Below are 26,076 nucleotides of genomic sequence, written 5' to 3' on the forward strand. Positions count from 1 at the left end.
ACGGATAAAGTCGGCCTGCGTGTAGCGGGAGATGAGCCGAGGTAGCCTAGCCTGGCCAAGGCGCCTGCTTCGAGAGCAGGTCTCCGCAAGGACTCAGGAGTTCAAATCTCCTCCTCGGCGTTTCTCGTCGACGCTACCTCCCGAGAGCGTTCTATCGCTCTCGCTCCGGGTCGATGTGCCCGCCGCGCGAGATTTGAACCCTGGACGTCGCAGCGCGAGCGAAGCGAGCGACCGTCTTCCTCCGGTTCAAATCTCCTCCTCGGCGTTCTTCCGAACTCGACCGTCGAGCGACGGCCGTCGGCGCGGTCAGCCGCCGGTGCCGGGGTTCTGATAGACCGCGGCGACGATACCGGCGGTCTGGCCGAGGCCGACGGCGGCGATGCCGACGGCGGCGTCCACGTCGGAGCCGGCCAGCCCGTAGGTGGCCGCGCCGGCCAGCGCGAGGACGGCACCGCCGAGGTAGATCCGGTTGAACGGCGGGTCCATCTCGGCGGCGGTCGCGACGTAGGCCAGCGCGGGAACGATCATCCAGCCGTACAGCGTCACCGGGAGCGCGGGGTCGGCGTCGGACGTGACCGCCAGGTCGACGGCGCCGACGAGCGTGACGACGAAGCCGACGACGACGACCCCTTGCCAGACCGCGAGGACCGGGCCGGTCATCTCCCCGCGGGCGAGGACGGCGAACGCTCCCAGGAGAACGGTCATCACGGAGAGCCCGACCAGCAGGACGTGTCGCGATACGAGCGGGGAGACGTGGGCACCGAGCGCCAGCGCCCACGCCGCCGGGACGAGGACGGCCGGCGCGACGTCTGTCAGCGAGCGGCTCACGGCGAGCGCTACGGACAGCTCCGTGTTCGGCGTTTCGGTCGGCGTCCGAGTACGCGGGCGTCGAACCGGGAGATATCGGCCGTCTACAGCCGCGCGACGAGGAAGATGAGCGCCGACACGGACAGGGCGGCGGTGATGATGGCGCCGGCCAGCGGCGCGCCCATCGAGACGGCGGCGTTGGCCGTCGAGGCGAGCATCTCCGTGCGGTCGTTGCCGAAGACGGTCACCTCGGCGCTCTCGGTCTCCATGCCCGCCTCGACCGGTTCGAGGTCGGCCTTGGCCCGTTCGACGAGGTCCTCGATGGCCGCGACGACCTCCGCTTCGGGGAGGACGTCGCCGATCTGGTTCTCGGCTTCCATCGTGTTGACGACGTGCGTGTCGGTCGTCAGCACCTCGACGGTGTCGACGGTGTCCACGGCGTCGACGATGCGCTCGCGGAGGCCGGGCACCATGTTGTTGCCGTCGACGAAGACGTAGGCGGTCTGCTGGCCGTCCACCTCGAAGACGGCCACGCGGATGCCGAGCGGGCCGATGCCCTCCTCGGGCTCCCAGTCGGTCTCGTCCCAGGCGACGCCGCACTCGAACGGTTTCCGGGTCGCGGCGGCGAGCCGGGAGCCGACGTCGCGGGCGCCGTCGATCATGTCGAACGAGCGCTGGCTGCCGGGGACGACGTGGCCCAGGTCCTCCCCGTCGAGGCCGTTGTTGCAGTTGTGGGCGTCGGCGAGCATCACCTCGTCGAGGTCGCCGGTTCGGGCCTCGGCGACTGCGGAGAGGCCGACGGCGTACTCCACGTCGTCGGCGAACCCCGGCGAGAACGTCGACGCGAGGAAGGCGCCGTCGCCGAACGCCTGGCCGGTCAGAGTGGCGTCGCCCTCCGTGAGACGGACGGACTCGGTGGCGGTCGCGCCGTACTCGATGCGCTGGTAGGCGTTCTCGGCGGTGTCGATGACGGTCTCGACCTCGCGCTCGGTGACGAGGTTGAAGTCGTGGCCGGCGGTGGCGTGGGGCGGGAACGCCAGCCCGTCGGCCTGCTCGGCGATGCGGCGCGGGAGGTTGCCGCCGCCGATGTCGCCCATCGGGCCGGGGTGGAGCATCGGGAGGACGAACCGGGCCTTCTCGCCGCCCTCCGGCCGGCGGACCGAGAGCACGGTCACGGGGACGATGGCGTCCTCGCCGATGTCCTCGAAGAACGTCTCGAGCTCGCGGCTGCCCTCGGCGACGTGGCCGATGAACCCGCGGACGAAGTCGAGGACGCTGACGCCGAGGCTGCGCTTCCAGGGCTGGTCGATGACCGTGAGGAACAGCCAGACGCAGCCGGCGTAGACGACGCAGATGAGCGCGAGCAGGCCGAACTTCCCGGGGTCGACGTACTGCATCTCGGCGATGCGCGCGGGCGCCTCGTCGGACCGGAAGAGGAAGGCGCGAGCGACGGGGCCGCCGCCGAACTCCAGGTAGCGCATCGTCCCGCTGTAGACGAACAGCAGCAGCGCCGCCGAGGCTGTCTGGATGCTCGCGGCCGCCGACGCGACGACCAGCCGCTGGCGCGAGACGGCCATGATGACGAACAGTCGCAGGGCGAAGATCGACGCCAGCGCGACCAGCAGGGCGTCGACGACGAACTCCTGGCCCAGCGGCGTCACGAACGCGACGAACGCCGCGACGGTCAGCACGCCGATGGTGATGAGCTCGCAGGCCAGCGCCAAAAGCGACGCCTGGTTGCGCGAGAGCTGGCCGCCGAGCTTGCGGTCGACGTACGGCGTGAACACGCTCGCCGCGACGGTCGGGATGCCGATGTAGAACAGCCCCTCCCAGGCGTCCTCGAAGACGAACCGGGAGTCGAAGGCCGCGACGCCGGCGATCGCCGCGATGAGCAGGGCGAAGCCGACGCTGGAGTACCAGCTGGGCGCGCGAAAGACGAACCGCGAGAGGCTCGCGAGGTTGCCCTGTGTGGTCGTCATGACTAACCTGATCCACCAATGACGGTACGATCACTTCAAACGTGGGAGTTCCGTCAGACGCCCGTCAGCGGCCAGTTCAGTCGTCGAAATGGCGATATCTCCGATCGCGATCGCGAGATCGTGAGGCGCGGTCACACGCCGTCGTCCGCGGGCGGTCACCTACTCGCAGATGTCGAGGAAGTTCTCGAAGACCTCCTCGCCGCGCTCGGTGTGGGCGACCTCGGGGTGCCACTGGACGCCGTACAGACCGCGGTCGGTGTCGCTCATCGCCTCGACGCCGCAGACGTCGCTCTCGGCGGTGCGGGCGAAGCCGTCGGGGACGCGCACGACCTCGTCGGCGTGGCTCGCCCAGACGCGCGTGCTCGGGGCGAGCGAGCCGATCAGGGGGTCGGCGTCGTCGACGATGTCGACGGTCACGTCGGCGTAGCCGCCGTAGTCGCCCTCGCCGACCTCGCCGCCGAGTTCCGTCGCGATCACCTGGTGGCCCAGGCAGATGCCCAGCACCGGGACGTCGAGGTCGAGGTAGTCGGGGCAGTTGCCGATGCGGTCGATCGAGGGGCCGCCCGAGAGGACGAGGCCGTCGGCGTCGATCTCTTCCGGTGGCGTCTCGTTGTCAACGATCTCCACGTCCACGCCCATGTCCCGGAGCGCGCGCTGCTCCAGGTGTGTGAACTGGCCGTGGTTGTCGATCACGTCGATGCGGGTCATTACGCCCCCGTAGCCCACCGGACGGTAAAAGGCGTCCGGAACGCGCAGGACTGGCCAGCGGCGGACCGCGACGACCGACGTTGTAACGAGTGGCCGCCGTCCGTCCCCGTCTCCCGGTCACCGCGCTTATGTCCGCCCCTCGCGAGCAGTCGGTAGATGCGACGCCTCCTCCGGGTCGTCCTCGGGTTCGCGCTGGCCCTGCTCGCGGTGGGTGGCTTCCTGTGGATCGTCGGCCCGCGGCAGGTCCTCGCCGAACTGGCCGGCGTCGAGCCGGTCACCTACGCGGCCGGCTTTCTCGCCGTCGTCGCCGCCTTCTACTGCTGGAGCGAGGCGCTGCGGCGCCTGCTCGCGGGCGTCGACGGCGACGCTGGTGGTGAGGTCGGCGGTCCCCGCTACCGCGCGGCGTTCATGAGCGGCGAGTTCGCGAAACAGGTGGTCCCGATGGGCCACTCCGGCGGGCCCGTCTTCGTCTCCTACGCGGTCAGCCGCGAGACCGACGCCCCCTACGAGGCGGCGCTCGCGGCGGCGACGGTCGTCGAACTCGTCAACATCGGAGCGTCGATGGCCCTCGCCGGCGCCGGGCTCGGTATCGTTCTGCTCACGAGCGACGGACCGATCACGCCGCTGTTCGCGGCGCTGCTCGTCGGCTTCGCGGTCGCCGTCGTCGCGCTCGGCGGGGCGGCGCTGCTGGTCTACTCCCGCCGGGCGCTCGTCGAGCGGCTGGTCCTCCGGGCCGCCGGCGTCGGCCGGGCGACCGTCGGGCGGTTCTCCGCTCGCGCGCGAGACGCGCTGGAACCCGGTCGGGTCGCGGCGACGTTCGGGACGTACTACGCGGCGTTCGACCGGGCGCTGGCCGACCGGACGCAGGTGCGTCGCGCCGCGGTCTTCTCGATTCTGGGCTGGGCGCTGTTTCTCGCGCCGATGTACACGAGCTTCCGGGCGATCGGCGAACCGGTGCCCTACGCCCTCGTCTGCTTCGTCGTCCCCGTGCTGAGCCTGGTGAACGTCGTGCCGTTGCCCGGCGGCCTGGGCGGCTTCGAGGTGGCGCTGGCCGCCGTCGTCGTCGCGCTGGTCGGGCTGGAACTGCCCGCGGCGACGGCCGGCGTCTTCCTCTATCGACTGTCGAACTACTGGTTCGTCGTCCTGCTCGGCGGGCTCGCCACGGCCTGGGTCTCGGCGCGAGTGGCCGACGCGCCCGGCCCGCTCGCGCCGACCTCGGAACCCGACGGATCGTCCGCGGAGTCGACGGCCGATAGCAAGTGAAGTCGCTGCTCGATCCGTGTTGCTCGTCGATCGGTTGTTTCCGCTGGGATCGGCTCGGACGGAAGTCCTACGAGAGCGGCCGCACTCGTCGATGAGCGATGAAAGCCCTCGCCGCGCTCGCGGTCGGCTCCGCCGACCGCCGCAGGCCGTGGCGGCTTCTTGGCGCGGCTTCGCCGCGCCAACGGTCCGAGGGAGCGAAGCTCCCTCGCTATCGCCGCCACGCGCACCTCGCCCGTTCAGTCCGCCGGGAGAGCGAGCTCTCCCGAGCCCTGACTCGCTTCGCTCGTCAGGACACCAGGGGCCGCAACCGCCCCGCACAGTAACCGCCCCGCACAGCACCGCAGACGGCCACGAGCCTCCCCAGCCGATTCGCTCGTTCGCTGCGCTCACTCGCTCATCCACCGTCGGAGCAAGCTCCGACGAGCCTTCTCTCACGAGTTCGAGAAGACCTCGCGCGGCTACGTCGCGGCACGGAGGCCGCGACAGCGCGCGCCAACCGCACCACACCCGCTCACAACAGCACTTGCACTGAACGGACCCATCGCGAGCGTCGGACGATTTTTACCGGCCGGCCGCGTTCGTCGTCAGTATGTCACGTCGCGTTCGGCTGGTCGCGGGGTTCACGCTCGCGTTCCTGGCCGTCGGCGGGCTCCTCTGGGCGGTCGGACCCGAGGCCGTGCTGGCGGAACTGGTGTCGGCGGATCTCGCGGTGCTGTCGGTCGGCTTCCTCGCGGTGGTCGCCGCGCTCGGCGTCTGGAGCGAGGCGGTGCGGCGCCTGCTGGCGAGCACCGGCCACACCGTCCGGGGCCGGCGCTACCGCTCGGCGTACCTGAGCGGCGAGTTCCTCAAGCAGGTGCTACCGATGGGGCAGAGCGGCGGGCCGGTGCTGATGTCCTACACGGTCAGCCGCGAGACCGCGGCGCCCTACGAGTCGACGCTGGCCGCGGCGTCGGTGTTCGCCTTCCTCAACGTCGTCGCGTCGCTCGTGCTCGCCGTCGTCGGCCTGGCGCTCCTGGTCGCCACCCAGCGGGGCCCGTCCGGGACGCTGCTGCGCAACGTCCTCGTTGCGATGGTCGCCGTGACCGTCGTCGTCCTCGCGCTCACCTATCTCGCCGTGTACCGACGGGAGGTCCTCGAAGGGATCGCGCTCCGGGTCGCCGCCGGCCTCCGCCGGACGGTGGGACGCGTCTCCCCGCGGGCCGACGCGGCGCTGGCGCCCGAGCGCGTCGCGGACGCGGCCGCGCGGTTCGGCGGATCGATCGGCGACCTGGCGGGCGACCGCCGGCGGATCGGAACGACCGTCGCGCTGGCGGTCACCGGTTGGCTCTGCTTCCTGCTGCCGCTGTACACGAGCTTCCTCGCGATCGGCGAGCCGGTCCCATACGCGCTCGTCGTCTTCGTCGTTCCGGTCGTCACGCTGCTGAACGTCGTGCCGCTGCCCGGCGGCCTGGGCGGGTTCGAGGTGGCGCTGGCGGGCGTGACCGCCGCGCTCGCCCCGGTCGGCCTGCCGACGGCGACCGCCGCCGTCTTCCTGTTCCGGCTGTCGAACTACTGGTTTATCGTCCTGCTGGGCGGGCTGGCCGCCGCGTCGCTGTCGGTCCGAGTGAGCGACCCGCCGCCGGTGGTTCCGCTGGAGGACGACGAGGGGGTCTGACCGCTCTCGCTCTCGGGCTACGTGTCACCGGACACGCTCACGTACCGCCGGGTCCGTCCGCGTCGTCGCTCCCGCCTGTCTCGAACCGCTCGGCGGCGGACCGGAAGCCGAGTTCGGACCGTTCCCGGGAGCGACGCCCCTCGCGCTCGGCGATGGCCTCGGGATCGGGGTTGGCGTCGTCGTCGACGCTCGCCCACGAGTCGTGGACCTTCGCGTGACACCACCGACAGAGGAAGACCGTTATCTCGTGGCTCGGTTCCTCGTCGTCGGACCCGCTCGCGTACGAGAGGTGGTGCTCCTCCAGGAGCGGCCGCTCGTCGTCGTGGGCCATCCGGCGCTCTTCGAGCCCGCAGCGCTCGCACGCCCGGTCGCGGTTGCGACACCGGAAGTGCGGGCAGTCGGCCCACTCCCAGGGACCGGTCAGTCCCTCCTCGTCGAACTCGCCCACGACCGGACACCGGAAGTCCTCGCGACTGCGCGCGTCGGCGAACTCGGGGTCGCGCTCGCCCCGCTCGACGGCGAACCGACAGCGACCCTCGTCGGTGCAGTGGTCGCAGCGGTCGACGTGGGCGTACGGGTCCTCTACCCCCACCGACGTGCCGGCGGGCGTCTTCTCCATGTCCGGCCGGTGGGCGCCGAGGGGTTTGAACCTCCCGCTCGCCCGGGGCCCGACCGCCAACCGGTCAGTTCTCAAATAATGAAATACGCGTCCAGCATTTATCACGCACGTGTTCGAGTCGACCCGTATGGACGTTCGCCCCGTTCGGTGGTACAAGCGGTTCATACGACGGTGGATGACGACGATGGGGATCGACCGGTCGGTCGAGCGGACGGTCGTCGCGGCGGCCGGGATTCAGTTTCTGATATCTGTCGCTCAGGCGGTCGTCCCGTTCGTGACGACGGGCGCCGCGCGGGTCGCGCTCGCTGCGGTCCTGTTCGTGGGGGCGGCGCTGGCGCTCGCGAACACGGTCTGGATCACGCGTGAAGACGTGGTCGTCCCCGTCCGGCGGCTGGAGGCGGCGGCCGACCGGATCGCAGACGGGGAGGTGGACGTGGCCGTGCCGGCCAGCGACGACCCTTCGGAGGTCGGGAGCCTGACCCGGTCGTTCGCGGCGATGAGCTCGCACATCGAACTCGTGGCGGCGCAGGCGGACGCGCTGGCCGACCAGGAGTTCGACGCGCCCGTCCTCGACGAACGGGTGCCCGGCGCCTTCGGCGAGTCGCTGGCCCGGATGGCCGAGAATCTCCGCGAGTACACCGACGAGTTGGAGACGATGACCGCGGACCTGGAACGGCGCTCCGAGCGGCTGGAGTCGCTCGTCGCGGCGTTCGGCGACGCGACCGACCGCGCCGCGGACGGGGACCTGACCGCGCGGCTCGACCCCGACGATGTCGCGGGCGACGACGACCAGTTCCGGGAGATCTGCGAGAACTACAACCGACTCGTCGGGACGCTCGGCGCGACGGTCGGCGACGTGCGCGCGTTCGCCGACGACGTGTCGGCGGCCAGCGACGACGTGGCCGCGAGCATGGACGAACTCGACCGGACGAGCGACGAGGTGGCCGAGTCGATCCAGGGGATCTCCGAGGGCGCGACCCGCCAGAGCGAGCAGGTCCGGTCGGTCGCCGAGCGGTTGAACGACCTCTCGGCGACCGTCCAGCAGATCGCCGCCTCCGCCGACGAGGTGGCCGACACCGCGGGGACCGCCGCCGAGCGCGGCCGCTCCGGGCGCGACACCGCGACCGAGGCCATCGACGCGCTCGACGATCTGGAGGGGCGGATGGAGCGGACCGCCGACGCCGTCGAGGGGTTGGCCGACCGCATGACCGAGGTCGACGAAATCGTCTCCTTTATCGACGGCATCGCCGAGGAGACGAACATGCTGGCGCTGAACGCGAGCATCGAGGCCGCCCGCGCCGGCGGCGACGGAGGCGGTGGCGGCGCGGGCGACGGCTTCGCGGTCGTCGCCGACGAGGTCAAGGGGCTGGCCGAGGAGACCCGCGACGCCGCCGAGGAGGTGGGCGACCTCGTCGGCGAACTCCAGCGCGAATCCGCCGAGGCGGCCGCGACGGTCAGGGAGATGCACGACCAGGTCGGCGACAGCGTCGCCACGATAGAGGGGGCGCTGGGCGATTTCGAGGACATCGTCGCCGACGTGGGGGACCTCGACGAGAGCGTCCGCGAGATCAGCGCGGCGACCGACGAGCAGGCGGAGACGACCCAGGACGTGGTCGCCGTCGTCGACGAGGTGGCGAGTATCAGCGAGGACACCCGCGACGAGGCCGAATCGGTCGCCGCGGCGGCCGAGCAACAGACCGCCTCGGTCTCGACGGTCTCGGCGGACGTGCGGTCGGTCGCCGACCGCGCGGACGACCTGCTGACCGCGCTCGATCGTTTCGACCTGCCCGACGGCGCGGGCGACGGGGCCGCGACGCTCGCGACCGGTCGCGCCTCGGCCGCGCCGACCGACGATTGAGGGCAACGGTTTTGTCCCGCTCTCTCCAGGGTGTAGCCATGCGCCTCGTCCACGAGTCGGCCGACGGCGACACGCGGACCCTCGCGACGGACGTGGAGCGAGCCGACTCGCTGCTACAGAAGATCAAGGGGCTGATGGGCAAGTCCTCGCTGCCCGACGGGTACGCGCTCGTGTTCGACTTCGGGCGGACGAGCTATCGCGACGTACACATGCTGTTCGTCCGCACGCCGCTGGACGTGGTCTGGTTGCTCGACGACGAGGTCGTCCAGGTGAAGACCCTGGAACCCTGGCGTGGTACCGGCGTCGCCAAGGCCGACTGCTTCGTCGAACTGCCCGGCGGCGCCGCCGACGGCGTCGAAGTCGGCGACCGGGTGTACCTCGACGGCGACGAGTGAGCGAGCGTCGGTGAAAACCGAGAACGGAGTCGACGGCGTCGAACCCGACGGTTTAATTAGGGCGGCTCGCTTCACCTCGGAGTACGATGTCGGACTATACCGACACGGAGGATAGAGGAAGTCGCCTCACGGCGGCTGGCCGAGAAATTCTCCGTCATGTGTGACGGCTCCGGTGAGCGCGAAGGGACCACGCTCTTTGGCGACCATCCCGAGACGACTCACCTCAGTGACGTTGGAGACGTACAGTTTCTCGATACGACGCTGCGCGACGGCGAGCAAGCGCCGGGCGTCTCGCTGACGCCCGACGAGAAGGCCCGCATCGCCCGCGCGCTCGACCGCGCGAACGTCGGGTTCGTCGAGGCCGGCAGCGCCTGTACCGGCCCCGGCGAACGGGAGACCATCTCCCGCGTCGCCGAACTCGACCTCGACGCGACGGTCACGAGCTTCTGTCGGGGCATCCAGCGGGACATCGATCTGGCCCTAGAGTGCGACGTGGACGGCATCAACCTCGTCGTCCCGGCGAGTGACCGCCACATCACGGACAAGGTGGGAACGACCCACGAGCAGAACGTGCAGGACACGGTCGAGCTCGTCGAGTACGCCAAGGACCACGACCTCTGGGTCGAGGTCATCGGCGAGGACGGCTCCCGCGCTGACCTGGACTACCTCGAAGAGCTCCTGGGCGCCTCGCTGGAGGCGGGCGCCGACCGCATCTGCTGGGCCGATACGGTGGGTCACGCCACCCCGGACGGCGCCCTCGAAGCGGTCGCTCGCCTGTCCGAACTCGGGCCAGTGAGTACCCACACCCACGACGACCTCGGGCTGGCCGTGATGAACGCCCTCACGTCGGTCGCGGCGGGCGCCGACGTGGTCCACGGCACGGTCAACGGCATCGGCGAGCGCGCCGGCAACGTCGCCGTCGAGGAGGTCGCGATCGCCCTCTCGCACGGGTACGGCGTCGAGACGCTCGAACTCACGGAGGTGTACGACCTCGCGGAGCTGGTGGCCAACGCGACGGGCATCCCGCTGCCGCCGAACAAGGCCGTCGTCGGCCAGAACACCTTCACCCACGAGTCGGGCATCCACACCGACGGCACGCTCAAGGACGACGCGATGTACGAGCCCTACCCGCCCGAGACGGTGGGTCGCGAGCGCCGTCTCGCCCTCGGCAAGCACGCCGGCCGCGCCGGCGTGAAGGCCGCCCTCGACGAGAAGGACTTCGAGGTGACCGACGACGAGTTGTCGGCGATCGTCGCCCGCGTCAAGGAGATCGGCGACCGCGGCAAGCGCGTCACCGACGCCGATCTGCTCACCATCGCCGAGGACGTGACCGACAGCGAGCACGACCGGCGCGTCGAGATCACCGAACTCACCACCGTCGCCGGCGGGTCGACGCCGACGGCCACGGTCACCCTCGTCGTCGACGGCGACGAGCGCACCGAGGCCGAGATCGGTTCCGGACCCGTCGACGCCGCGATCAACGCCGTCCAGTCGGCGCTCGGTCACTCGTTCGACACCCACCTCGAATCCTACCACGTCGACGCCATCACTGGCGGTACCGACGCCATCGTCACCGTCGAGGTGGAGATGTCCCGCGGCGACGACTTCGTGACGGTGTCCGCCAGCGACTCGGACATCACCCGCGCCTCCGTCGAAGCGATGGTCGACGCCATCGACCGCCTCGTCGCTACCAGCGACGACCGCGTCATCGCCGACGATTGACCGCGGCGCGGTGACTTTTCGCCCCGCTCACGCCGACAGCCGGGCGGAGGCTTGGACGGCGCCAAAGAGTACGGCCAGCGCGCCGGTCTCGACGAGCATCGGCGGGTCCCCCTCGAGTATCGTCCGCAAGACCAGCGCCAGCACGCCGAACAGCGTCGCCAGCAGCAGGTTGTACTTCGCCGGCACGACCCGGGTCTCCCGGTCGAGTTCGACGAGACCGTCTGATCCCACACCCCGTTCGGAGTTCGAGACGGGAACCCCCTCAGAACGGGTCGTCGTCGCCGAAGCCGGGATCGTCGTCCTCGTCGTCGAACTCGAAGCTCTCCTCGCCGAGGTCGTGTTCGCGGCGGGCTTCCTCCTCGTCGACGAAGCCGAGTTCGTCGGGGTCGCGGCCGGCCTCGTCGATCACCTCGTCGGAGACGATGATGGGACAGTCGACGCGCAGGGCGAGCGCGATGCCGTCGCTGGGCCGGGCGTCGAAGACCATCTCCGAGCGCCCCTCGTCGCCGTACTGCTCGGTGTCGATCTTCGCGTAGAACGTGCCGTCGGCCAGATCGTCGATGCGGATGCGGTCGATGGCGGCGCCGAACTCGGCGACCATGTCGACGAACAGGTCGTGGGTGAGCGGGCGCTCGAAGGGCGTCCCGTCGAGGGCGTGTTGCATCGACTGGGCCTGGTCGGCGCTGACGAAGATGGGGACCAGTTCCTCGCGGACCCGCAGCAGCACGACCGGGTGGCCCGGGCCGTCGTCGCCGACGCCCACGCCGACGCCCTCGACCGTGGCCTCGTGAGTTGCCATGTTACCGCGTTGGGGCGCGACCGTCAAAAAGGACCGTGCGCGACCATCTTTTTGGCGGAGGGGTGGGCAAACTGCACCCGCCCTCCGCGAAAAAGATGGGTGAAAACGCCCTCCTCCGCGGGGGTTCGGTCCGCTCTGACGGAAGGACCGCGCGCCGCAGGCGCGCGGATGCTCAGTGCAGCCTCTGGACTTATCGGTGCAGGTGACGTAGTGTCTCTGTATGCCTGAAAAAGTCCTGTTCAAATCCGAGACCGATCAGACCCGAGAAGAGATCGCGTCGTATCTTCGTAGTGTCGCTGATAAACTCGACCGAGGAGAAGCGGTCACGCTGAAATCCGGTTCCGAATCGGTGACGATGGAGCCGCCAGCCCGCCCGACGTTTGAGGTCAAAGCCGAACGCGAGGGACCGACGGACGGGTCCGGCGAACTGAGCATCGAGTTCGAACTCGAATGGGACGAGAACGCCGGTGGGGATGGCGGTGGCAGCGGCCAATTAGAGATCGAGTGACCGGTTCGCTCAACGAACTGAACACCGTCACACGGAGCGGAGGCGAACGCTGAAATGGGCCGGCGTCGTGGCCCCGGTATGAGTCTCGTCGCCGACGAACTCGCCGGTGTGGTCGACCTCTTCGGGGGACTGACTCGGGCGGAACTGCGCCGCGCGCTCGAAGAGCTGGCGTACAAGCGCGGCGAGGAGCCCGACGCCGACGCCGTCGCCGCGGCCGTCGAGGCGGCCGTCGAGAGCTATCACCTCGTGCCCGTCGAGCGCGACGAGGTGACCCTGCTCGTCGCCGGGCCGACGGCCTTCCCGACGCTGCCCGAGCACGCGGAGGACCTCCCGCACATCATGGACGTGCAAGACCGGTCGGTCGACCGCGAGACCGCCGCGGTCGCCGCCCGCGACCGCCTCGACGCCCAGGCGGTCGAGGTCGCCGAGGCCGGTGACGCCGACCGCGCCGACGAACTCGTCGAGGTCTGTTACGACCTCGAGACGTGGGCCGCCATCGACACCGCGGAACTGCGCGAGCGACTCGACGACGTGTGAGCCCCCGGCCCGACCGGCGACCGTTCCTTCGAGGGTAACCCGCCAGTTAAGACCACCCGCCCCGTTGCTCCGCGTATGGACCTGTCGCGGGTGCGAGAGCGTGACCCGGTCGGCCTGCCGGCCGAGGGGTCGCGAGCCGACGGGAGCGACCGCCTCACCGGCGAGGAGCGCGAGGCGGCGGTCCTGGCGCCGGTCGTCACCCGCGACGGCGCCGACCACGTCCTGTTCACCAAGCGCGCCGACCACCTCCCGGACCACCCCGGGCAGATGAGCTTCCCCGGCGGCGGCCGCGAACCCGAGGACGCGGACCTGCTCGCCACCGCGCTCCGGGAGGCCGACGAGGAGGTCGGGCTCCGGCCCGACGAGGCCGAGGTCGTCGGCCGGCTCGACGACATCCGGACGATCACCGACTACCTCGTCCGCCCGTTCGTCGCCCGCGTCGCCGACCGCGAGTACCTGCCCGGCGACGGGGAGGTCGCCGAGGTGGCCGTCCTCCCCGTCGCCGGACTCGTCGACCCCGACAACTACGAGAGCGAGCGCCGCGACCACCCCCACTACGGCGAGATCCGACTGCACTTCTTCCGCGTCGACGGGTTCACCGTCTGGGGCGCCACAGCCAACATGCTCGTCCAGCTGCTGGAGTTGACCACCGACTGGGACCTCCCTCCGGAGCCCGACCGGACCGTCGACGCCGACGTCGACCTCCCCGGGTGACCGGGGTCGGACGGCTGGCCGGGCGACCCGGGACCGGCTGGCGCGCGCGGGACGAATCTTCAAGTTCCGACCGGACGGAGGTGGTGCTATGAACGAGGAGGCGGGGATCTACGCGCGGGAGTCATCGTATCTCGACCGACACGTCCAGTTCGGAGAAGCGCAGGGACGGGTACTCTCGCTGTCGTTCCCGAACGCGCCCGACGACGACGCGGCCGTCGACCACGCACTGCTCGACCGGATCGAGGAGTACCTCGCCGGCGGGGACGACGACTTCACCGACGTGACCGTCGCGCTGACGGTCCCGACCGACCGCCGTGCGGTGCTCGAGGCGGTCCGGGAGATTCCCCACGGCGAACAGGTGAACGTCGCCCAGCTCGTCCGGATGACGGCCGAGGGCGACCCCGACGACGAGGAAGACGTGCGCACCGCTCGCAGCGCGCTGGCCGACAACCCCGCGCCGCTGCTCATCCCGGACCACCGCGTCCGCGACGGTCCCAGCGCCGCCCCTGCGGAGGTCGAACAGCGCCTGCGCTCGCTCGAAGGGCTCTAAGCGTCAGGCCGCCGCGTCGTCCGCGTCGCCCGCCCGATTCGAGAGGACCAGCAACAGCGCGGCGAGGATCGCCAGGTCCGCCACCAGCGAGAGCGTGCCCGTTTCGACCGGCGACCACCCGACACCGACCGCCGACAGCACCAGTGCCGTTCCGCCGGCGACGAGCAGCCCGCCGGCGAGCAGGCGCGCCTGCGCGCCCGTCGCGGCGACGGCCACCGCGCCGACGCCCCCGAGGACGAGCGCGAGCCCCACCGCGAGGTCGGCCGGCGCGAACGCCAGGCCGCCCGTCGAGTCGGTCACGGCGACCGCGAACCACGCCAGCGCGAGCAGCGCCCACCCCGCGAGCGTCGCGCGACGGACGAGCGCGTCGTCGACGTCCATACGCGACCGGTCACCCCGTTGTCAGAAAACGGTGGCGCTCCGCTCAGGACCACACCGGGTCGGGGAGGCCCAGTCCCTCGTGAGCCAGAAACTCCAGCGCGTTGACGAGGTAGTGGGCGACGACGACGACGAGCAGGCTATCGGTCAGGACGAACCCGGCCGCGAGCGCGAAGCCCAGGCCGCCGGTGACGAGCACGCCCACGCGACCCTGGGCGCCGTGGCCGAGCGCGAACGCGACCGAGGAGACGACGGCGAGAACCCAGGGGGAGGTACCGGCCGCCGGCGTCACCGCGCCGACGACCGCCGCCCGGAAGACGAACTCCTCGACCACCGCGATGGTCGGCAGCGTCGCCCCCAGCAACAGCCCCCAGCCGCGGACCCCCTCCGGCGCGAGTAGCTCGCGCAGTCCCTCGTCGTAGTCCGCGCCCGAGGCCGCCGCCAGCCCGGAGGCGAGTTCGTTGCCGACCCAGAGGACGACTCCGAAGACGACACCGACCAGAAGCGCCGGCAGCCCCGTCGAGAGCGCGTCGCCGCCGACTCCCAGTACGTCCAGCGGAACGCCGAAGTACCAGACCCCGCCCGCGAGGATCGCGCCGAACAGCCCCTGCGTGAGCGCCACGTTCAGCAGGAGCAAACCGGGCGACATCGCCGGGTCCTCCCGGACGTTGCGTGCGACGGCGGGTTCGACCGGGCGATCCGCCGCGCCCCCGTCGGCGTCGCGGAGCCGATCGGCGTCCTCGGTCGGCCCCAGCGCCCCGTCGGGCGCCAGCGGGTGCGCGACCGGCGACGACTCCGGCGCGTCTTCGTCCCCGTCGCGGTCGCCGTCACCGGTGATCCCCCGTTCGGCCGCGTTTATCTCGCGACCGCCGAATCCCGTCTGTCCCGTCGAATGCGGCCGCTCGGGGCTCGAATCGTCGTCCCCGTGGTCGCCGTCCGCCTCGTCGCCGTCGGCGACGCCCTGCGAGAGCCGCGCGAGTATCAGAAAGCCCGCCAGGACGACGGCGACGAGCCAGGCGAACCCGGCCAGATCCGTCTCGGGGACGGGCAGCGTCTGGAGGGCGCGACCGACGGCCGGCGAGAGCGTCACACCCGGAGTTGGGACTCGGCGGTCGAAAGTCGTTTCGGAGCCGAAGAAAGCGAATTCGCGGGTCGAACGAGCGGCGTCGGGCCGAAGCGCCGCGACTACTGCGGGCTCGGCGAACCGCCGGTCTGACCGACCTCGCGCTGTTCGAGCGCCTTGCCCGTGATGGACTTGAGGCGGTCGACGAGCCCGTCCTTCTCGGGCTCGCCCGCCAGCGCGACCTCCAGCACCTCGGAGATGTGCTGGACGGGGACGATCTCGATCTGGTCTTTGAACTCGTCCTCGATCATCACGTCCTGCTCGTTGGCCTTGGGGATGATGACCGTGTCGAGGCCGGACTTCGCCGCCGCCTCGATCTTGTGCGTGACGCCGCCGACCGGGAGCACGTCCCCGCGGACCGACAGCGAGCCGGTCATCGCGAGGTTCTGCTCGACGGGCACGTCTTCCAGCGCGCTTATGACGGCCGTCGCGACCGTGATGGAGGCGGAGTCGCCGTCGACGCCGCCCTCCCCGGCCTGGACGAACTGGATGTGGACGTCCCGCTCGGAGATGTCCTCGTCGCTGAACTTCTTGATGATAGCCGAGACGTTCTGGACCGCCTCCTCGGCCATCTCCTTGAGCTGACCGGTCGCGATGACCTGACCGGGGCCCTGCGACGGCGTGACCTCGGCCATGACCGGGAGGACGATCCCGCTGTCCTCGCCCATGACCGCGAGGCCGTTGACGCGGCCGACCACGTCGCCCTGGTTGACGGTGAGCTCGTAGTCCTTGCGCCGTTCGATGTAGTTGTCCGCGAGCTGTTGCTCGATCGACCGGGAGCGCTTTTTCGCCTGGAGCACGTCCTCCCGTTCGGTGAACTCCTTGTCCTCGGCGCGGGCGATGTCGCCCGCGACGCGGACCAGCCCACCGAGGTCACGGAGCTTCAGCGAGAGGTGGCCCTTGCGGCCGGAACGGCGGCGAGCCTCGAGGATGACCTCCTCGACGGCCTCCTCGGTGTAGTGGGGCAGACGGCCGTCCTTCTCGACCTCCTGGGCGACGAACCGGGAGTACTTCCGGCGCATCTCGGGCTCGTCGTCGATGGTGTCGTCCATGTACACCTCGTACCCGTACCCCTTGATACGCGAGCGCAGGGCCGGGTGCATGTTCTCCATGGCGTCGAGGTTCCCGGCCGCGACGATGATGAAGTCCGTCGGGACGGGCTCGGTCTGGACCATCGCGCCCGAGGAGCGCTCGGACTGGCCCGTGATCGAGAACTCGCCCTCCTGGATGGCCGTCATCAGCTTCTGCTGGCTGCGGATGTCGAGCGTGTTGATCTCGTCGACGAACAGCACGCCCTTGTTGGCCTTGTGGATGTCGCCGGCCTCGACGCGGTCGTGGCTGGGCGTCTCCATGCCGCCGGACTGGAACGGGTCGTGGCGCACGTCGCCCAGCAGCGCGCCGGCGTGGGCGCCGGTGGCGTCCTCGAACGGCGCGGTCTGCTGGTTGGCGTTGTTGACCAGCAGGTTCGGGATCATCGCGTCGTTGCCCCGCGAGCCGTAGCGGAAGGCGAGATAGACGACGCCGGCCGCGAGGATACCCAGGAGGACCGACCCCTGGATGAGCAGCGCGTACCCGATGATGATCGCGATGATGATCCACATCAGGAACGACCGCATCTGGTTGCGCTTGCGCGCCTCCTCCTTGTGCGCGTCGACGATCTGTTCGCCCTTCCCCGCCGGCACGGTGCGGATCTTCGGCTCGTTGCCGTCGTCGGGGTTGTGGTAGACGAGCACGTCCTGCAGCTCCTCCTTGGGGAGCAGCTGGCTCATCGCCTTCGCCAGCATCGACTTGCCCGTCCCCGGCGAGCCGATCATCATCACGTGGCGGCGCTGTTTGGCCGCCTTCAGCACCACGTCGCGGGCGTGGTCCTGTCCGATGACCTGGTCGACCAGCCGGTCGGGCACCTCGATGTCCGCCGTGGTCTCGATGTCGAGCCCGCCGAGCAGGTCCTCGTCGGCGGCCTCGTCGGCGTCCTTGACGACGGCCTCGTCGTCGATCTCGACCGTGCTGCCGAGACTGTCGTCGCCGTCGACCGCGACGGCGGACTCGCCGTCCCCGGACTCGTCGGTACCCGACTCGTCGCCGCCCTCGGCGTCGGCCGACGGCCCCGGCTCTTCGCCCCGCTCGTCGGGGGTCGAGTCCGGCGCCTCCTCGGCCACGCCGACCTCCTCGGTCTCGTCCGCGTCGTCTGCGGACGGATCGTCGGTGTCGATATTCTCACTCATATAAACGATTCTGACATCAGAAGCCAAGGGCTGTTTATTGATATACTTTCTCCCACAGCGCGTCCCGATAACGCGCTCAAACCGCCGGACGTTGGCGGTATCGGCTGCCTCGGAGTACACGGCTCCTACCGGTCAGTCCGGAAAAAACAGGGGGTATCTATAGTAGAATTTGAAAGCGTTTGCTCGGTCGACCGCACGACTGCGTGCGGTCATCCGAGCGATGTCTTTCAAATTCTACTATAGGGTTGGCGCGCGGGGCGGAGCGGGGTCGTCCGTCGCCCCAGATCGGCCGTCGGGCGGGCGACAGCCGTGGGATCGTGGGCGGGCCGACGAGCACGGGCCCCGCTCGACGAGGCGAGTCACGGGGGTTAATGTGCCCGCTCCGCACAGGAAGCCGTATGACGCGCGGGTTCTACATCGGGCGCTTCCAGCCGTTCCACAACGGCCACCGGGCGATGGTCGACCACATCGTCGACGAGGTGGACGAACTCGTCCTCGGCATCGGGAGCGCGGACGTGTCCCACACCGTCCGCAACCCCTTCACCGCGGGCGAACGCGTGATGATGGTGAGCAAGGCCGTCCGCGACGTGGACGTGCCCACCTACGTCGTCCCCATCGAGGACATCGACCGCAACGCCGTCTGGGTCAGCCACATCCAGAGCATGTCCCCGTCCTTCGACGTGGCGTACTCGAACAACCCGCTGGTCGTCCAGCTGTTCGAGGAACGGGGCATCGAGGTGCGCGACTCCCCCATGTTCGACCGCGACCGCCTGGAGGGCAGCGACATCCGCGACCGGATGCTCGCCGACGACACCTGGACCGACCGCGTCCCCGACGTGGTCGCCGAGGTGATCGACGAGTTCAGCGGCGTCCAGCGACTCCGGACGATCGCTAAGGACGACGTCTCCGAGCGCTGGGAGAGCGGCGAGGACGACTGAACCGGAGACGAGAACGACGAACCGGAGACGGGCGCGACCCCCACGAGGGCCTACCGGAACGGCGACCGCTCCTCGACGAACTCGGGTTCGACCGACTCGACCTCCTCCTCGATCGCGTCGCGCTCGAAGTACAGCAACTCGACGGCGACGGCGACGACCGAGACGACCACCACGACGTAGAACGTGTGGCGCTGGTTCGTGTAGAGGTGCCAGAAGAGGAGCGGCAGGAACGCGGCCGTCCCGACCAGTCCGACGGCGGGCGGGACGGGGTCGATCCGGTCGCGGTCGCGCTCGCGCAGCGCGAGGTAGCTCATCGACCCGAAGACGACAATGAACGCGACCGAGGCGAAGGCGGTGATCCCGCCGAGACTCCCGATCGCCGCGAACGCCGCCGTGACGCCCCCGAGGACGAGCAGCGTCCGTGTCGGGATCCCCTCGGCTTCCGAGTCCCCGATCCGGTCGGGGAGCAGGTCGTCGGAGAGCATCCCCTTCGCGAAGTGACCCGTCGAGAACAGCGTCGCGTTGATCGCCGACCCCGTCGAGAACAGCGCCGACAGCGAGATGACGAGCGCGCCGGCCCGCCGTAGCCCGAACGACTCCGTGATCGCGCCGGCGGCGTCCGCCAGCGCCGTGTGGGGGTGCGACCGCAGCGCCTCGGGCGCCAGCGCGATGGTGACGACGGCGACCATCCCGTAGATGAGTACCGCCACCGGGATCGAGACGTACACCGCCTTCCGGATGGTCTCGACGGGGTTCTCGATGCTCTCCTGGTCGTAGAAGAGCAGCTGCCACCCCTGGAAGGCGACGAACGAGACCGCCGCCGCGACGACCGGCCCGAACGAGGTGAGCCGGGAGAACCCGAGCGAGAGCGTCGCGCCGTCGGAGCCGAGGGCGACGTAGGCGATGCCGCCGACGCCGAAGGCGACGAGGACGCCCACCTTCGCGGCGACGAGGACGTTCTCGGCGCTCCCGGTCGCTTGCGCGCCCAGCAGGTTCAACCCGACGAACCCGGCGACGGCGGCCACGGAGACGACCGGTCGGAGCGGGACCGCGCCGACGCTGTCGGGGACGCCGCCCAAGGCGACGGTGAACTCGCCGAAGGCGAAGGCGTACATCGCCATCGACCCGACGTAGCCGAAGAGGAGCGTCCAGCCGGCCATCCCCGCGAGCGTGGAGTTGCCGACGAACGACTGGACGAACGAGACCGACCCGCCCTGATTCTCGTCGTCCACGTCGTTGAGCGCGTTGTAGGAGTAGCCCGCGCAGGCGGCGACCACGCCCGCGAGGCAGAACGATACCCACGTCGCCGGGCCGGTGATCCCGGTGACCACGCCCAGGACGGCGTAGATCCCACCGCCGATCATGCCGCCCAGCGCCATCGACACGCTCTCGGTGAGGCCGAGTTGCTCGCTGGACACGGCTGGGTCGGCCTTCGGGTCTCAGTCGGTTGAAAGTGGCGTCGGCGAGGCCCACGCGCCGACCGGATCGTGACGCCGGCGAACGGCGGGAGCCGCTGCTGTTCGGGTGTGGTCGATAAAATTCGGGATGTGTTCGAGAACCGACAGCGGGACGGTCGGCTCGCTTCGGGTCGCGGCGCTTAGCTCGCGGAGATGACGTCGTCGATGCGGACGATCATCGTCGCGGCCTCGGTGGCGCTCTCGACGGCCTCGTCCTTGACGGCGACGGGGTCGAGGACGCCCAGCTCGACGGGGTCGTCGATGACGCCGGTCTGGCCCTCGGAGATGATGCCGGCGATGCCCTCGCTCTCGTACTCGGCGCGCAGGTCGACCAGCGCGTCGATGGGGTCCATGCCCGTGTTCTCGGCGAGCGTGCGCGGGAGCACGTCGACGGCGTCGGCGAAGGCCTCGACGGCCAGCTGCTTGCGGCCCTCGACGCTGGCGGCCTCGCTACGGATGTGGTCGGCGACCGCGATCTCGGTGGCGCCGGCGCCGGGGACGACGCCGCCCTTGTCGAGGGCGGCCGTCACGACGTCGAGCGCGTCGCCGAGGACGCGTTCGAGCTCGTCGGTGACGTGCTCGGTGCCGCCGCGGGCGAAGACGGTGACCGACTGACCGGCCGCGCCGTCTTCGACGAAGGTGACGTAGTCGTCACCGAACTTCTCGACGCTGATGGAGCCGGCGGAACCGAGGTCGTCGGCTTCGAGCTCGTTGACGCCGGCGGCCCGCGAGAGGCCGGTCGCGTGGGCGAGCTCGTCGCCCTCGTCGTCGCCGACCTCGAAGGCGGCGACGCCGTTCTTCGCGAGGATCGCTGCGACCTGGTCGGCCACGTCGCCGTCGACGAACAGCACGTCGACGCCCAGATCGAGGACGTGCTCGGCGTAGCCGCGGAGTTCCGACTCCTCGGCCTCGATGGCGGTGTTGAGGTCGTCGACGCTGGAGACGTTGTACTCGGCGTCGATGGAGGCCTCCTGGACCTCGATGTCGTCGTTGACGAAGGCGATCTGCGGGTCCTCGAAGCTGGTCGGCATGTTGTCGTGGACCGGCTCCTCGTCGACGAGGACGCCGTCGACCAGCCGGGTCGCCGACGAGGACGAGCCCGTCTGCGTGTAGACGGTGATGTTGTCGCGGACGACGCCGTCGTCGTCGGCGACGCGGCGGACGGCGTCGACGACGGTCTCGGCGAGGCGCTCGGCGGAGACGTCGCCGGTGCCCTTGCCGGTCATCGACGAGCGGGCGACGGTCTCGAGGAGGTCGTCGTCGAGCTCCTCGTCGAGCTTGATCTCGTCGATGGCCTCGTGGGCCATCGAGAGGGCGGCGTAGTACCCTTCGACGATGGTCGTCGGGTGGACGTCGTCGTCGAGCAGGTCCTCGGCCTGGCTGAGGAGCTCGCCGGCGAGCACCGCGGCGGTGGTCGTCCCGTCGCCGACCTCGGTCTCCTGGGTCTCGGCGACCTCGGAGATCATCTGCGCGGCCGGGTGCTCGATGTCCATCTCGTCAAGGATGGTCGCGCCGTCGTTCGTGATGACGACGTCGCCGCCGTCGGAGACGAGCATCTTGTCCATGCCGCGCGGACCGAGTGTGGTCCGTACGGACTCGCTGACGGCCTTCCCGGCCGTGATGTTGGAGCTCTGAGCGTCCTTGCCTTGCGTGCGTTCACTGTCCTCGTTGAGGATGAACATCGGCTGTCCACCCATGCGTCGCTGGCCAGATGACATGGTTGAGTTTCATCTATTCATCGTTAGCGGTTCTATATAAAACTTTCCAAGCACCCCCCACAACCACCGCCAGCGGTGTGTGAGGGGTCACCATTCGATTTCCCGGGAAGCGTTTAAATAGGATGAAGCAGGGTGGTGGTTCGTCGTCGGATCCGGGCGTGAGGAGTCGGTCGACGCGGTGCGGTCGGCGCGTGCTGTCGGGCGTGTTCGAACCAGGCGAGGCGTGACCGGAGGACGCCTCACGGAGTGACCCGAGGGCGACGAGTCCGAACACCGGTCCGACCACTCGCCCGTTCGCTCCGACAACCGTTTCAACCACCTCCACACATGGTAGGGTGAATGCTGGAGCTGGAGCACGGGTTCCGGGTGGTCGACGTACACGCGCGGCTGGAGCCGGACGAGGACCGCCGTCAGCGGGAGGGGCTGGGTGACCCCGAACGGCTGGAGCGGGAGATGCACCAGGCCGGCGTCGTCCGGTCGCTGGTGTTCCCGAGCGCGCGCGACGGCAACTACCTCCCGGCGAACAACGCCGTCGCGCGGATGAGCGTCGGCCGGCCGTTCGTCGCCGTCGCCCGCATCGACGGCGCTCGCGACCCCGGAGACACGACCGCGGCGAAACTCCGGAACCTCACCGCCCGCCGCGGGGACCACCACACCTCCCCCGAGGACGTCGAGCAGTACGCCTACGACGACCGCTTCGTCGGCTTCAAACTCCACCCCGCTCGCGACGGGCTCCCCGACGAGGAAGTGCTGGCGGGACTGGCCGACGTGGGCCTGCCGACCATCGTCCACGGCGGCCGCGACTTCCCGCCCGAAGCGGTCGAGGCGACGCTGCTGGAGTACGACTTCCCGGTCGTCCTCGCCCACTTCGGCGGCCACCCGCTCGACCGGGAGCTGATGGAGCGCAGCATCGACATGCTCGACCACTCCTCGTCGCTGTATCTCGACACGAGCTTCGTCCGCTACCGCGACCCGCTGGAGCGGGCGATCATGGAACACCCCGACCGGGTCTGTTTCGGCAGCGGGTCGCCCGCTGCCCACCCCAACGTCGCGGTCATGGAAGTGCTCACCCTCGACGTGCCCGAGGACGCCATGACGAAGGTCTTCTCGAACAACCCCGGCCGCGTCTTCGACGCGCTCGCACCCGCCGGCGACGGGTGACCGCCGCGGTCGATCCCCGCCCCGCGGTCGCTGTCACCGATCCGACACGCACAAGCCCCCCGACTGCGCACCCGTGAGCGTGACCGACCGAAGCAGGGACGCGTTGGCGGTGTTCGCGACCGGCGCGCTCCTCGGGGTCGCGATACTGGTCAACTACGCCGTCAACCGGCCCGGGACGTTCGGGCTCAACTACCGCGTCTACCACGTCGCCGCCGAGGCCGCGCTGGCGGGTCGGGACTTCTACGCCGTCACGCCTGCCGACAGCGGCTACCACTACGTCTACCCGCCCGCCGCCGTCGTCGCCTTCCTCCCGTCCGCCCTCGCCGAGAGCTGGGTCCCCGGCTTCCTCGCCATGACGGCCGTCTCCGTCGCCGCCAGCGCCGTCGCCGCGCGACTGCTCGCGGGGTACGTCGAGTCGCTGGGCTACGACGTGGGCCGTCTCGAACGGGCCCTCCTGTTCGCGTTCCTGCTCGCCTCGGCCGCCTCGGCCCCGTCGCTGGGCTACGGGCAGGTGAACCACGCGCTCGCGCTCGCGCTGGTCGCCGGGTTCGTCTGGCTCGCTCGCGACCGGGAGGGCAGAGCGGGCGTCGCGCTCGCGGTCCCCGCGTTCGTGAAGGTGTTCCCCGCGGTCGTCGGCCTGTGGTTGCTCCGCCGGCGCGCGTGGCGCGCCATCGCGGCCGCGGTCGGCACCGCCGCGAGCCTGTTCGGTCTGGGACTGCTCGTCTTCGGGGTCGACACCACCCGGACGTACGTCACCGCCGCCCTGCTCCCCCAGCGGGAGACGGCCGACTTCGTGGGCGGGCTCGCGCCGGGCAAGAGCTTCGTGACGCTCCGTCGGCCGCTGTCGGTGGTGTTCCCGAACGTCGACCCGGTCTGGTACGCCGTCGGCGCGGCGGCGCTGCTGGCGCCCGTCCTCGCCGCGCTGTACTACCGCCCGCGGACCGTCACCGACCGCCACGTCGCCGTCCACGGGACGCTGGTCGCGATGGTGCTCGCCTTCCCGTCGCTGTTGCTGTACTACGCCTACACTGCGTTCTCGCTCGTGGTCCTCCTGTACGACCTCCCCGCGGGTCGCGGCCGCCAGCTGTTCGTCGCCGGCGCGCTGCTGGCCAACGTCTCGCTGTCGTACGGTACCCTCCGGGAGACCGTCCGGGCGCTCCCGCTCGATCCCGCGACCGCACAGGCGATACTGGACGCCGCGCTCCCGGTGCTCCGCCTCGGGACGCCGGTGCTGTGGGGGAGCCTGCTCACCCTCGCCGGCTGTCTCGTCTACCGCGTCGAGTCCGGTGCGCTGTCGGTCCCCGCGCCGCTCCGCGCGGTCGTCGGCGACGACTGACCCGGTCGTTCACCCTCGGTCTCAGTCCCCTGACTCACGCCCGCTCGCCCCACGCGAGCCCCAGGTACCCCAGCCCGAACGCCTCGAAGCCGTGGTCGACACAGCCCGAGTAGACGGCGTCGCGGGCGGTCGCCACCCGTCGCTCCAGGCTCTCCACGGGGGAGACGCGCCCGTCGCCGGGGGCGGCCAGCCGGACGAACGCGCGGAAACCCAGGTTCAGCGGCGCGGCGACCCGTCGCTCGGAGCGGCCGGCGTTGAGCAGGGCGATCCGCCCGCCGGGCGCGAGCGTCTCGATCCACCGCTCGACCGCGGGGCGGGGGTCGGCGAACATCCCGACGACGAACGTCGCCAGCACGGCGTCGACGGGGCCGTCGACCGGCGGCCGTCGGGCGTCGGCCTGCACGAGGTGGACGTTGTCCCAGCCGGCGCGGTCGACGCGCTCGCTGGCCCGCCGGAGCATCTCGCGGGTCACGTCGACGCCGACGACCCGCCCCTCGGCGCCGACGCGCTCGCGCAACTGGGCGAAGTTCGCGCCGGTGCCACAGCCCATCTCGACGACGGTGTCGCCGGGTTCGAGCCCGAGCCGGTCGGCGGCGCGGTCGCGCCAGGAGTCGACGCCCGGCGCGGTCGCCAGCCAGTCGTAGGCGTTCGCCCAGCGGCCGTAGAACGCCTGTGTCGCCCGAGTGTCGTTCGCCATTACAGCTCTCTGACCGCGCGGGCGGCGGTCGGGCCGTCCGCCCCCAGCACGTAGACGATCGGTTCGACGCCGAACCCGCCGGTCTGATAGAGCACGTCGGCGTCGGGCGACTCGGCGAGCGCGTCGGCGACGGCCTCGGTCAGGTCGCGCTCGGCGTCGAACGCGACGGCGGTGTAGCCCGCGTCGGTCAGCGTCTCGACGATCTCGGGGTCGTAGCGGACGTTCAGCGCCGCGCGGGCGTCGCTCCCGCCCGCTCGGGCCGCCAACAGCACGCTCGCGACGTGCTCGCTGACGCCGAACTCGGGATCGCCCGGGACGGCCGTCGTCCCCTCCAGGTCGAGGATGCGCCCCGGCACCGCGGCCACGTCCTCGATGCCCTCCGCCTCCGGGAGGCACTCGACGAGGTTGGACCCGACGGCGGGCACCAGCTCGGGGAAGTCGTCGGTGTTCTCCAGGATGCGCACGCCCCGTCGCAGCGAGGCCAGCACCTGCTCGGCCGCTCGCACCGTGCTCTCGGGGTCGTGGATGGCGAAGCGGTCGTCGCCGTACTCGGCGAGGCCGGGCATCTCCGCCTCGTGGAGCTGGGCGAGCAGGTCGCCCTGCTCCAGCCGGCGGACGAACACCTCCGCCTCGACGAGCGCCTGGACGGGGCTCATCTCGCCGCTCGCGAGCCCCTCGGCGAGGCGCTCGACCAGCTCGCGCAGGCGCCGGTCCGAGAGCAGCCGGTCGTTGCGCTCGACCTCGCCGTGGACGTACTTCGAGACGGCGCTCTGGCTGATACCCAGCAGCTCCGCGACCTCGCTCTGGGTCAGCCCCCGCTCGCGCAGCGCCTCGGCGAGCATCGACCGGAACGTCGGCAGGAACTCGTCGACGACGACCTCCTCGACGAACTTCATCGGTCGGTCACCGCCGTTGTCGCCAGCATGTCAC

The 26,076-nt window shown here is 70.5% G+C and carries 25 protein-coding genes and 1 tRNA gene; 13 read left to right on the forward strand and 13 right to left on the reverse strand.

The features are described from left to right. Positions 1–35 precede the first annotated feature (35 nt). Positions 36–120, forward strand: a tRNA-Ser gene (locus HZS55_RS08425). Between the two features lie 186 nt (positions 121–306). On the opposite strand, the gene HZS55_RS08430 is transcribed toward HZS55_RS08425, so the two are convergent. The 3 genes from HZS55_RS08430 to HZS55_RS08440 all read right to left on the reverse strand — a co-directional run bounded on the left by HZS55_RS08430 (position 307) and on the right by HZS55_RS08440 (position 3,494). Beyond that, positions 307–828: a hypothetical protein gene (locus tag HZS55_RS08430; protein ID WP_179911245.1), complete on the reverse strand. Its 522-nt coding sequence runs from the start codon at positions 826–828 to the stop codon at positions 307–309. A gap of 83 nt (positions 829–911) precedes the next feature. Then, complete coding sequence (locus tag HZS55_RS08435) at positions 912–2,786, reverse strand: DUF2070 family protein (RefSeq protein ID WP_179911246.1); 1,875 nt, start codon at positions 2,784–2,786, stop codon at positions 912–914. Positions 2,787–2,945: 159 nt separating this feature from the next. Continuing rightward, the gene (locus tag HZS55_RS08440; protein ID WP_179911247.1) at positions 2,946–3,494 is read right to left on the reverse strand and encodes a GMP synthase subunit A; all 549 of its coding nucleotides are present in this window, start codon (positions 3,492–3,494) and stop codon (positions 2,946–2,948) included. 156 nt (positions 3,495–3,650) lie between these two features. On the opposite strand from HZS55_RS08440, the gene HZS55_RS08445 reads away from it, so the two are divergent. Both HZS55_RS08445 and HZS55_RS08450 read left to right on the forward strand, forming a co-directional pair. Then, the gene (locus tag HZS55_RS08445) at positions 3,651–4,757 is read left to right on the forward strand and encodes a lysylphosphatidylglycerol synthase transmembrane domain-containing protein (protein ID WP_179911248.1); all 1,107 of its coding nucleotides are present in this window, start codon (positions 3,651–3,653) and stop codon (positions 4,755–4,757) included. A gap of 589 nt (positions 4,758–5,346) precedes the next feature. After that, positions 5,347–6,411 carry a lysylphosphatidylglycerol synthase transmembrane domain-containing protein gene (locus tag HZS55_RS08450; protein ID WP_179911249.1) on the forward strand — a complete coding sequence of 355 codons (1,065 nt, stop codon included), beginning with the start codon at positions 5,347–5,349 and terminating at the stop codon, positions 6,409–6,411. Between the two features lie 37 nt (positions 6,412–6,448). Here the strand turns inward: HZS55_RS08450 and HZS55_RS08455 are convergent, their stop codons facing one another. Next, the gene (locus HZS55_RS08455) at positions 6,449–7,030 is read right to left on the reverse strand and encodes a DUF7097 family protein (protein WP_179911250.1); all 582 of its coding nucleotides are present in this window, start codon (positions 7,028–7,030) and stop codon (positions 6,449–6,451) included. A gap of 127 nt (positions 7,031–7,157) precedes the next feature. Here HZS55_RS08455 and HZS55_RS08460 point away from each other — a divergent pair, with 127 nt between their 5' ends. From HZS55_RS08460 to HZS55_RS08470, 3 genes are all read left to right on the forward strand, one after another. Next, positions 7,158–8,888 carry a methyl-accepting chemotaxis protein gene (locus tag HZS55_RS08460; protein WP_246308393.1) on the forward strand — a complete coding sequence of 577 codons (1,731 nt, stop codon included), beginning with the start codon at positions 7,158–7,160 and terminating at the stop codon, positions 8,886–8,888. A 38-nt stretch (positions 8,889–8,926) separates the two neighbouring features. Then, the gene (locus HZS55_RS08465) at positions 8,927–9,283 is read left to right on the forward strand and encodes a DUF192 domain-containing protein (protein WP_179911251.1); all 357 of its coding nucleotides are present in this window, start codon (positions 8,927–8,929) and stop codon (positions 9,281–9,283) included. 156 nt (positions 9,284–9,439) lie between these two features. After that, the gene (locus HZS55_RS08470; protein WP_179911252.1) at positions 9,440–11,005 is read left to right on the forward strand and encodes a (R)-citramalate synthase; all 1,566 of its coding nucleotides are present in this window, start codon (positions 9,440–9,442) and stop codon (positions 11,003–11,005) included. A 27-nt stretch (positions 11,006–11,032) separates the two neighbouring features. Here the strand turns inward: HZS55_RS08470 and HZS55_RS08475 are convergent, their stop codons facing one another. Further along, a complete protein-coding gene (locus tag HZS55_RS08475) occupies positions 11,033–11,236 on the reverse strand; it encodes a hypothetical protein (protein WP_179911253.1) in 204 nt (67 codons plus the stop codon). Positions 11,237–11,267: 31 nt separating this feature from the next. Beyond that, the gene (locus HZS55_RS08480; protein WP_179911254.1) at positions 11,268–11,804 is read right to left on the reverse strand and encodes a bifunctional nuclease family protein; all 537 of its coding nucleotides are present in this window, start codon (positions 11,802–11,804) and stop codon (positions 11,268–11,270) included. Positions 11,805–12,024: 220 nt separating this feature from the next. Between HZS55_RS08480 and HZS55_RS08485 the strand changes: the two genes are divergently transcribed. The 4 genes from HZS55_RS08485 (at position 12,025) to HZS55_RS08500 (ending at position 14,113) form a co-directional block, all read left to right on the forward strand. Next, positions 12,025–12,312: an amphi-Trp domain-containing protein gene (locus HZS55_RS08485; protein WP_179911255.1), complete on the forward strand. Its 288-nt coding sequence runs from the start codon at positions 12,025–12,027 to the stop codon at positions 12,310–12,312. 78 nt (positions 12,313–12,390) lie between these two features. Continuing rightward, positions 12,391–12,849 carry a DUF7109 family protein gene (locus tag HZS55_RS08490; RefSeq protein WP_179911256.1) on the forward strand — a complete coding sequence of 153 codons (459 nt, stop codon included), beginning with the start codon at positions 12,391–12,393 and terminating at the stop codon, positions 12,847–12,849. 75 nt (positions 12,850–12,924) lie between these two features. Beyond that, positions 12,925–13,563 (forward strand): NUDIX hydrolase, encoded by a 639-nt coding sequence (locus HZS55_RS08495; protein WP_179911257.1) that lies wholly within the window; start codon positions 12,925–12,927, stop codon positions 13,561–13,563. An 88-nt stretch (positions 13,564–13,651) separates the two neighbouring features. Further along, the gene (locus HZS55_RS08500) at positions 13,652–14,113 is read left to right on the forward strand and encodes an MGMT family protein (protein ID WP_179911258.1); all 462 of its coding nucleotides are present in this window, start codon (positions 13,652–13,654) and stop codon (positions 14,111–14,113) included. 3 nt (positions 14,114–14,116) lie between these two features. Here the strand turns inward: HZS55_RS08500 and HZS55_RS08505 are convergent, their stop codons facing one another. From HZS55_RS08505 to lonB, 3 genes are all read right to left on the reverse strand, one after another. Next, positions 14,117–14,494 carry a hypothetical protein gene (locus tag HZS55_RS08505; protein ID WP_179911259.1) on the reverse strand — a complete coding sequence of 126 codons (378 nt, stop codon included), beginning with the start codon at positions 14,492–14,494 and terminating at the stop codon, positions 14,117–14,119. 43 nt (positions 14,495–14,537) lie between these two features. Beyond that, positions 14,538–15,581, reverse strand: coding sequence for a CPBP family intramembrane glutamic endopeptidase (locus HZS55_RS22610; protein ID WP_246308394.1), 1,044 nt, complete (start codon positions 15,579–15,581; stop codon positions 14,538–14,540). Positions 15,582–15,676: 95 nt separating this feature from the next. Further along, positions 15,677–17,839, reverse strand: coding sequence for an ATP-dependent protease LonB (gene lonB / locus HZS55_RS08515; protein WP_179911260.1), 2,163 nt, complete (start codon positions 17,837–17,839; stop codon positions 15,677–15,679). Between the two features lie 398 nt (positions 17,840–18,237). On the opposite strand from lonB, the gene HZS55_RS08520 reads away from it, so the two are divergent. Beyond that, positions 18,238–18,777 carry a nicotinamide-nucleotide adenylyltransferase gene (locus tag HZS55_RS08520; protein WP_179911261.1) on the forward strand — a complete coding sequence of 180 codons (540 nt, stop codon included), beginning with the start codon at positions 18,238–18,240 and terminating at the stop codon, positions 18,775–18,777. A 50-nt stretch (positions 18,778–18,827) separates the two neighbouring features. On the opposite strand, the gene HZS55_RS08525 is transcribed toward HZS55_RS08520, so the two are convergent. Together HZS55_RS08525 and thsA are read right to left on the reverse strand one after the other, a co-directional pair. Next, complete coding sequence (locus HZS55_RS08525; RefSeq protein WP_179911262.1) at positions 18,828–20,195, reverse strand: APC family permease; 1,368 nt, start codon at positions 20,193–20,195, stop codon at positions 18,828–18,830. A 179-nt stretch (positions 20,196–20,374) separates the two neighbouring features. Next, positions 20,375–21,931, reverse strand: coding sequence for a thermosome subunit alpha (gene thsA / locus HZS55_RS08530; protein WP_179911263.1), 1,557 nt, complete (start codon positions 21,929–21,931; stop codon positions 20,375–20,377). A gap of 360 nt (positions 21,932–22,291) precedes the next feature. Here thsA and HZS55_RS08535 point away from each other — a divergent pair, with 360 nt between their 5' ends. Further along, positions 22,292–23,113, forward strand: a complete 822-nt coding sequence (locus HZS55_RS08535; RefSeq protein WP_179911264.1) for an amidohydrolase family protein — start codon at positions 22,292–22,294, stop codon at positions 23,111–23,113. A 79-nt stretch (positions 23,114–23,192) separates the two neighbouring features. Continuing rightward, positions 23,193–24,449, forward strand: coding sequence for a glycosyltransferase family 87 protein (locus tag HZS55_RS08540; protein WP_179911265.1), 1,257 nt, complete (start codon positions 23,193–23,195; stop codon positions 24,447–24,449). A 34-nt stretch (positions 24,450–24,483) separates the two neighbouring features. On the opposite strand, the gene HZS55_RS08545 is transcribed toward HZS55_RS08540, so the two are convergent. Both HZS55_RS08545 and HZS55_RS08550 read right to left on the reverse strand, forming a co-directional pair. Beyond that, positions 24,484–25,146 (reverse strand): class I SAM-dependent methyltransferase, encoded by a 663-nt coding sequence (locus tag HZS55_RS08545; protein WP_179911266.1) that lies wholly within the window; start codon positions 25,144–25,146, stop codon positions 24,484–24,486. Then, positions 25,146–26,042 carry a thiamine-phosphate synthase family protein gene (locus HZS55_RS08550; RefSeq protein ID WP_179911267.1) on the reverse strand — a complete coding sequence of 299 codons (897 nt, stop codon included), beginning with the start codon at positions 26,040–26,042 and terminating at the stop codon, positions 25,146–25,148. The genes HZS55_RS08545 and HZS55_RS08550 overlap by 1 nt, the downstream gene beginning before the upstream one ends. Positions 26,043–26,076 lie beyond the last annotated feature (34 nt).

It is taken from the genome of Halosimplex rubrum, assembly GCF_013415885.1.
Taxonomy (GTDB): Archaea; Halobacteriota; Halobacteria; order Halobacteriales; family Haloarculaceae; genus Halosimplex; species Halosimplex rubrum.

Bases quoted from the DNA above. Each gene is read 5' to 3' on its own strand.
- HZS55_RS08435 (WP_179911246.1), bottom strand. From the start codon at position 2,786: ATGACGACCACACAGGGCAACCTCGCGAGCCTCTCGCGGTTCGTCTTT.
- HZS55_RS08440 (WP_179911247.1), bottom strand. From the start codon at position 3,494: ATGACCCGCATCGACGTGATCGACAACCACGGCCAGTTCACACACCTG.
- HZS55_RS08445 (WP_179911248.1), top strand. From the start codon at position 3,651: ATGCGACGCCTCCTCCGGGTCGTCCTCGGGTTCGCGCTGGCCCTGCTC.
- HZS55_RS08450 (WP_179911249.1), top strand. From the start codon at position 5,347: ATGTCACGTCGCGTTCGGCTGGTCGCGGGGTTCACGCTCGCGTTCCTG.
- HZS55_RS08455 (WP_179911250.1), bottom strand. From the start codon at position 7,030: ATGGAGAAGACGCCCGCCGGCACGTCGGTGGGGGTAGAGGACCCGTAC.
- HZS55_RS08460 (WP_246308393.1), top strand. From the start codon at position 7,158: ATGGACGTTCGCCCCGTTCGGTGGTACAAGCGGTTCATACGACGGTGG.
- HZS55_RS08465 (WP_179911251.1), top strand. From the start codon at position 8,927: ATGCGCCTCGTCCACGAGTCGGCCGACGGCGACACGCGGACCCTCGCG.
- HZS55_RS08470 (WP_179911252.1), top strand. From the start codon at position 9,440: ATGTGTGACGGCTCCGGTGAGCGCGAAGGGACCACGCTCTTTGGCGAC.
- HZS55_RS08480 (WP_179911254.1), bottom strand. From the start codon at position 11,804: ATGGCAACTCACGAGGCCACGGTCGAGGGCGTCGGCGTGGGCGTCGGC.
- HZS55_RS08485 (WP_179911255.1), top strand. From the start codon at position 12,025: ATGCCTGAAAAAGTCCTGTTCAAATCCGAGACCGATCAGACCCGAGAA.
- HZS55_RS08490 (WP_179911256.1), top strand. From the start codon at position 12,391: ATGAGTCTCGTCGCCGACGAACTCGCCGGTGTGGTCGACCTCTTCGGG.
- HZS55_RS08495 (WP_179911257.1), top strand. From the start codon at position 12,925: ATGGACCTGTCGCGGGTGCGAGAGCGTGACCCGGTCGGCCTGCCGGCC.
- HZS55_RS08500 (WP_179911258.1), top strand. From the start codon at position 13,652: ATGAACGAGGAGGCGGGGATCTACGCGCGGGAGTCATCGTATCTCGAC.
- HZS55_RS08505 (WP_179911259.1), bottom strand. From the start codon at position 14,494: ATGGACGTCGACGACGCGCTCGTCCGTCGCGCGACGCTCGCGGGGTGG.
- lonB (WP_179911260.1), bottom strand. From the start codon at position 17,839: ATGAGTGAGAATATCGACACCGACGATCCGTCCGCAGACGACGCGGAC.
- HZS55_RS08520 (WP_179911261.1), top strand. From the start codon at position 18,238: ATGACGCGCGGGTTCTACATCGGGCGCTTCCAGCCGTTCCACAACGGC.
- thsA (WP_179911263.1), bottom strand. From the start codon at position 21,931: ATGGGTGGACAGCCGATGTTCATCCTCAACGAGGACAGTGAACGCACG.
- HZS55_RS08535 (WP_179911264.1), top strand. From the start codon at position 22,292: ATGCTGGAGCTGGAGCACGGGTTCCGGGTGGTCGACGTACACGCGCGG.
- HZS55_RS08545 (WP_179911266.1), bottom strand. From the start codon at position 25,146: ATGGCGAACGACACTCGGGCGACACAGGCGTTCTACGGCCGCTGGGCG.
- HZS55_RS08550 (WP_179911267.1), bottom strand. From the start codon at position 26,042: ATGAAGTTCGTCGAGGAGGTCGTCGTCGACGAGTTCCTGCCGACGTTC.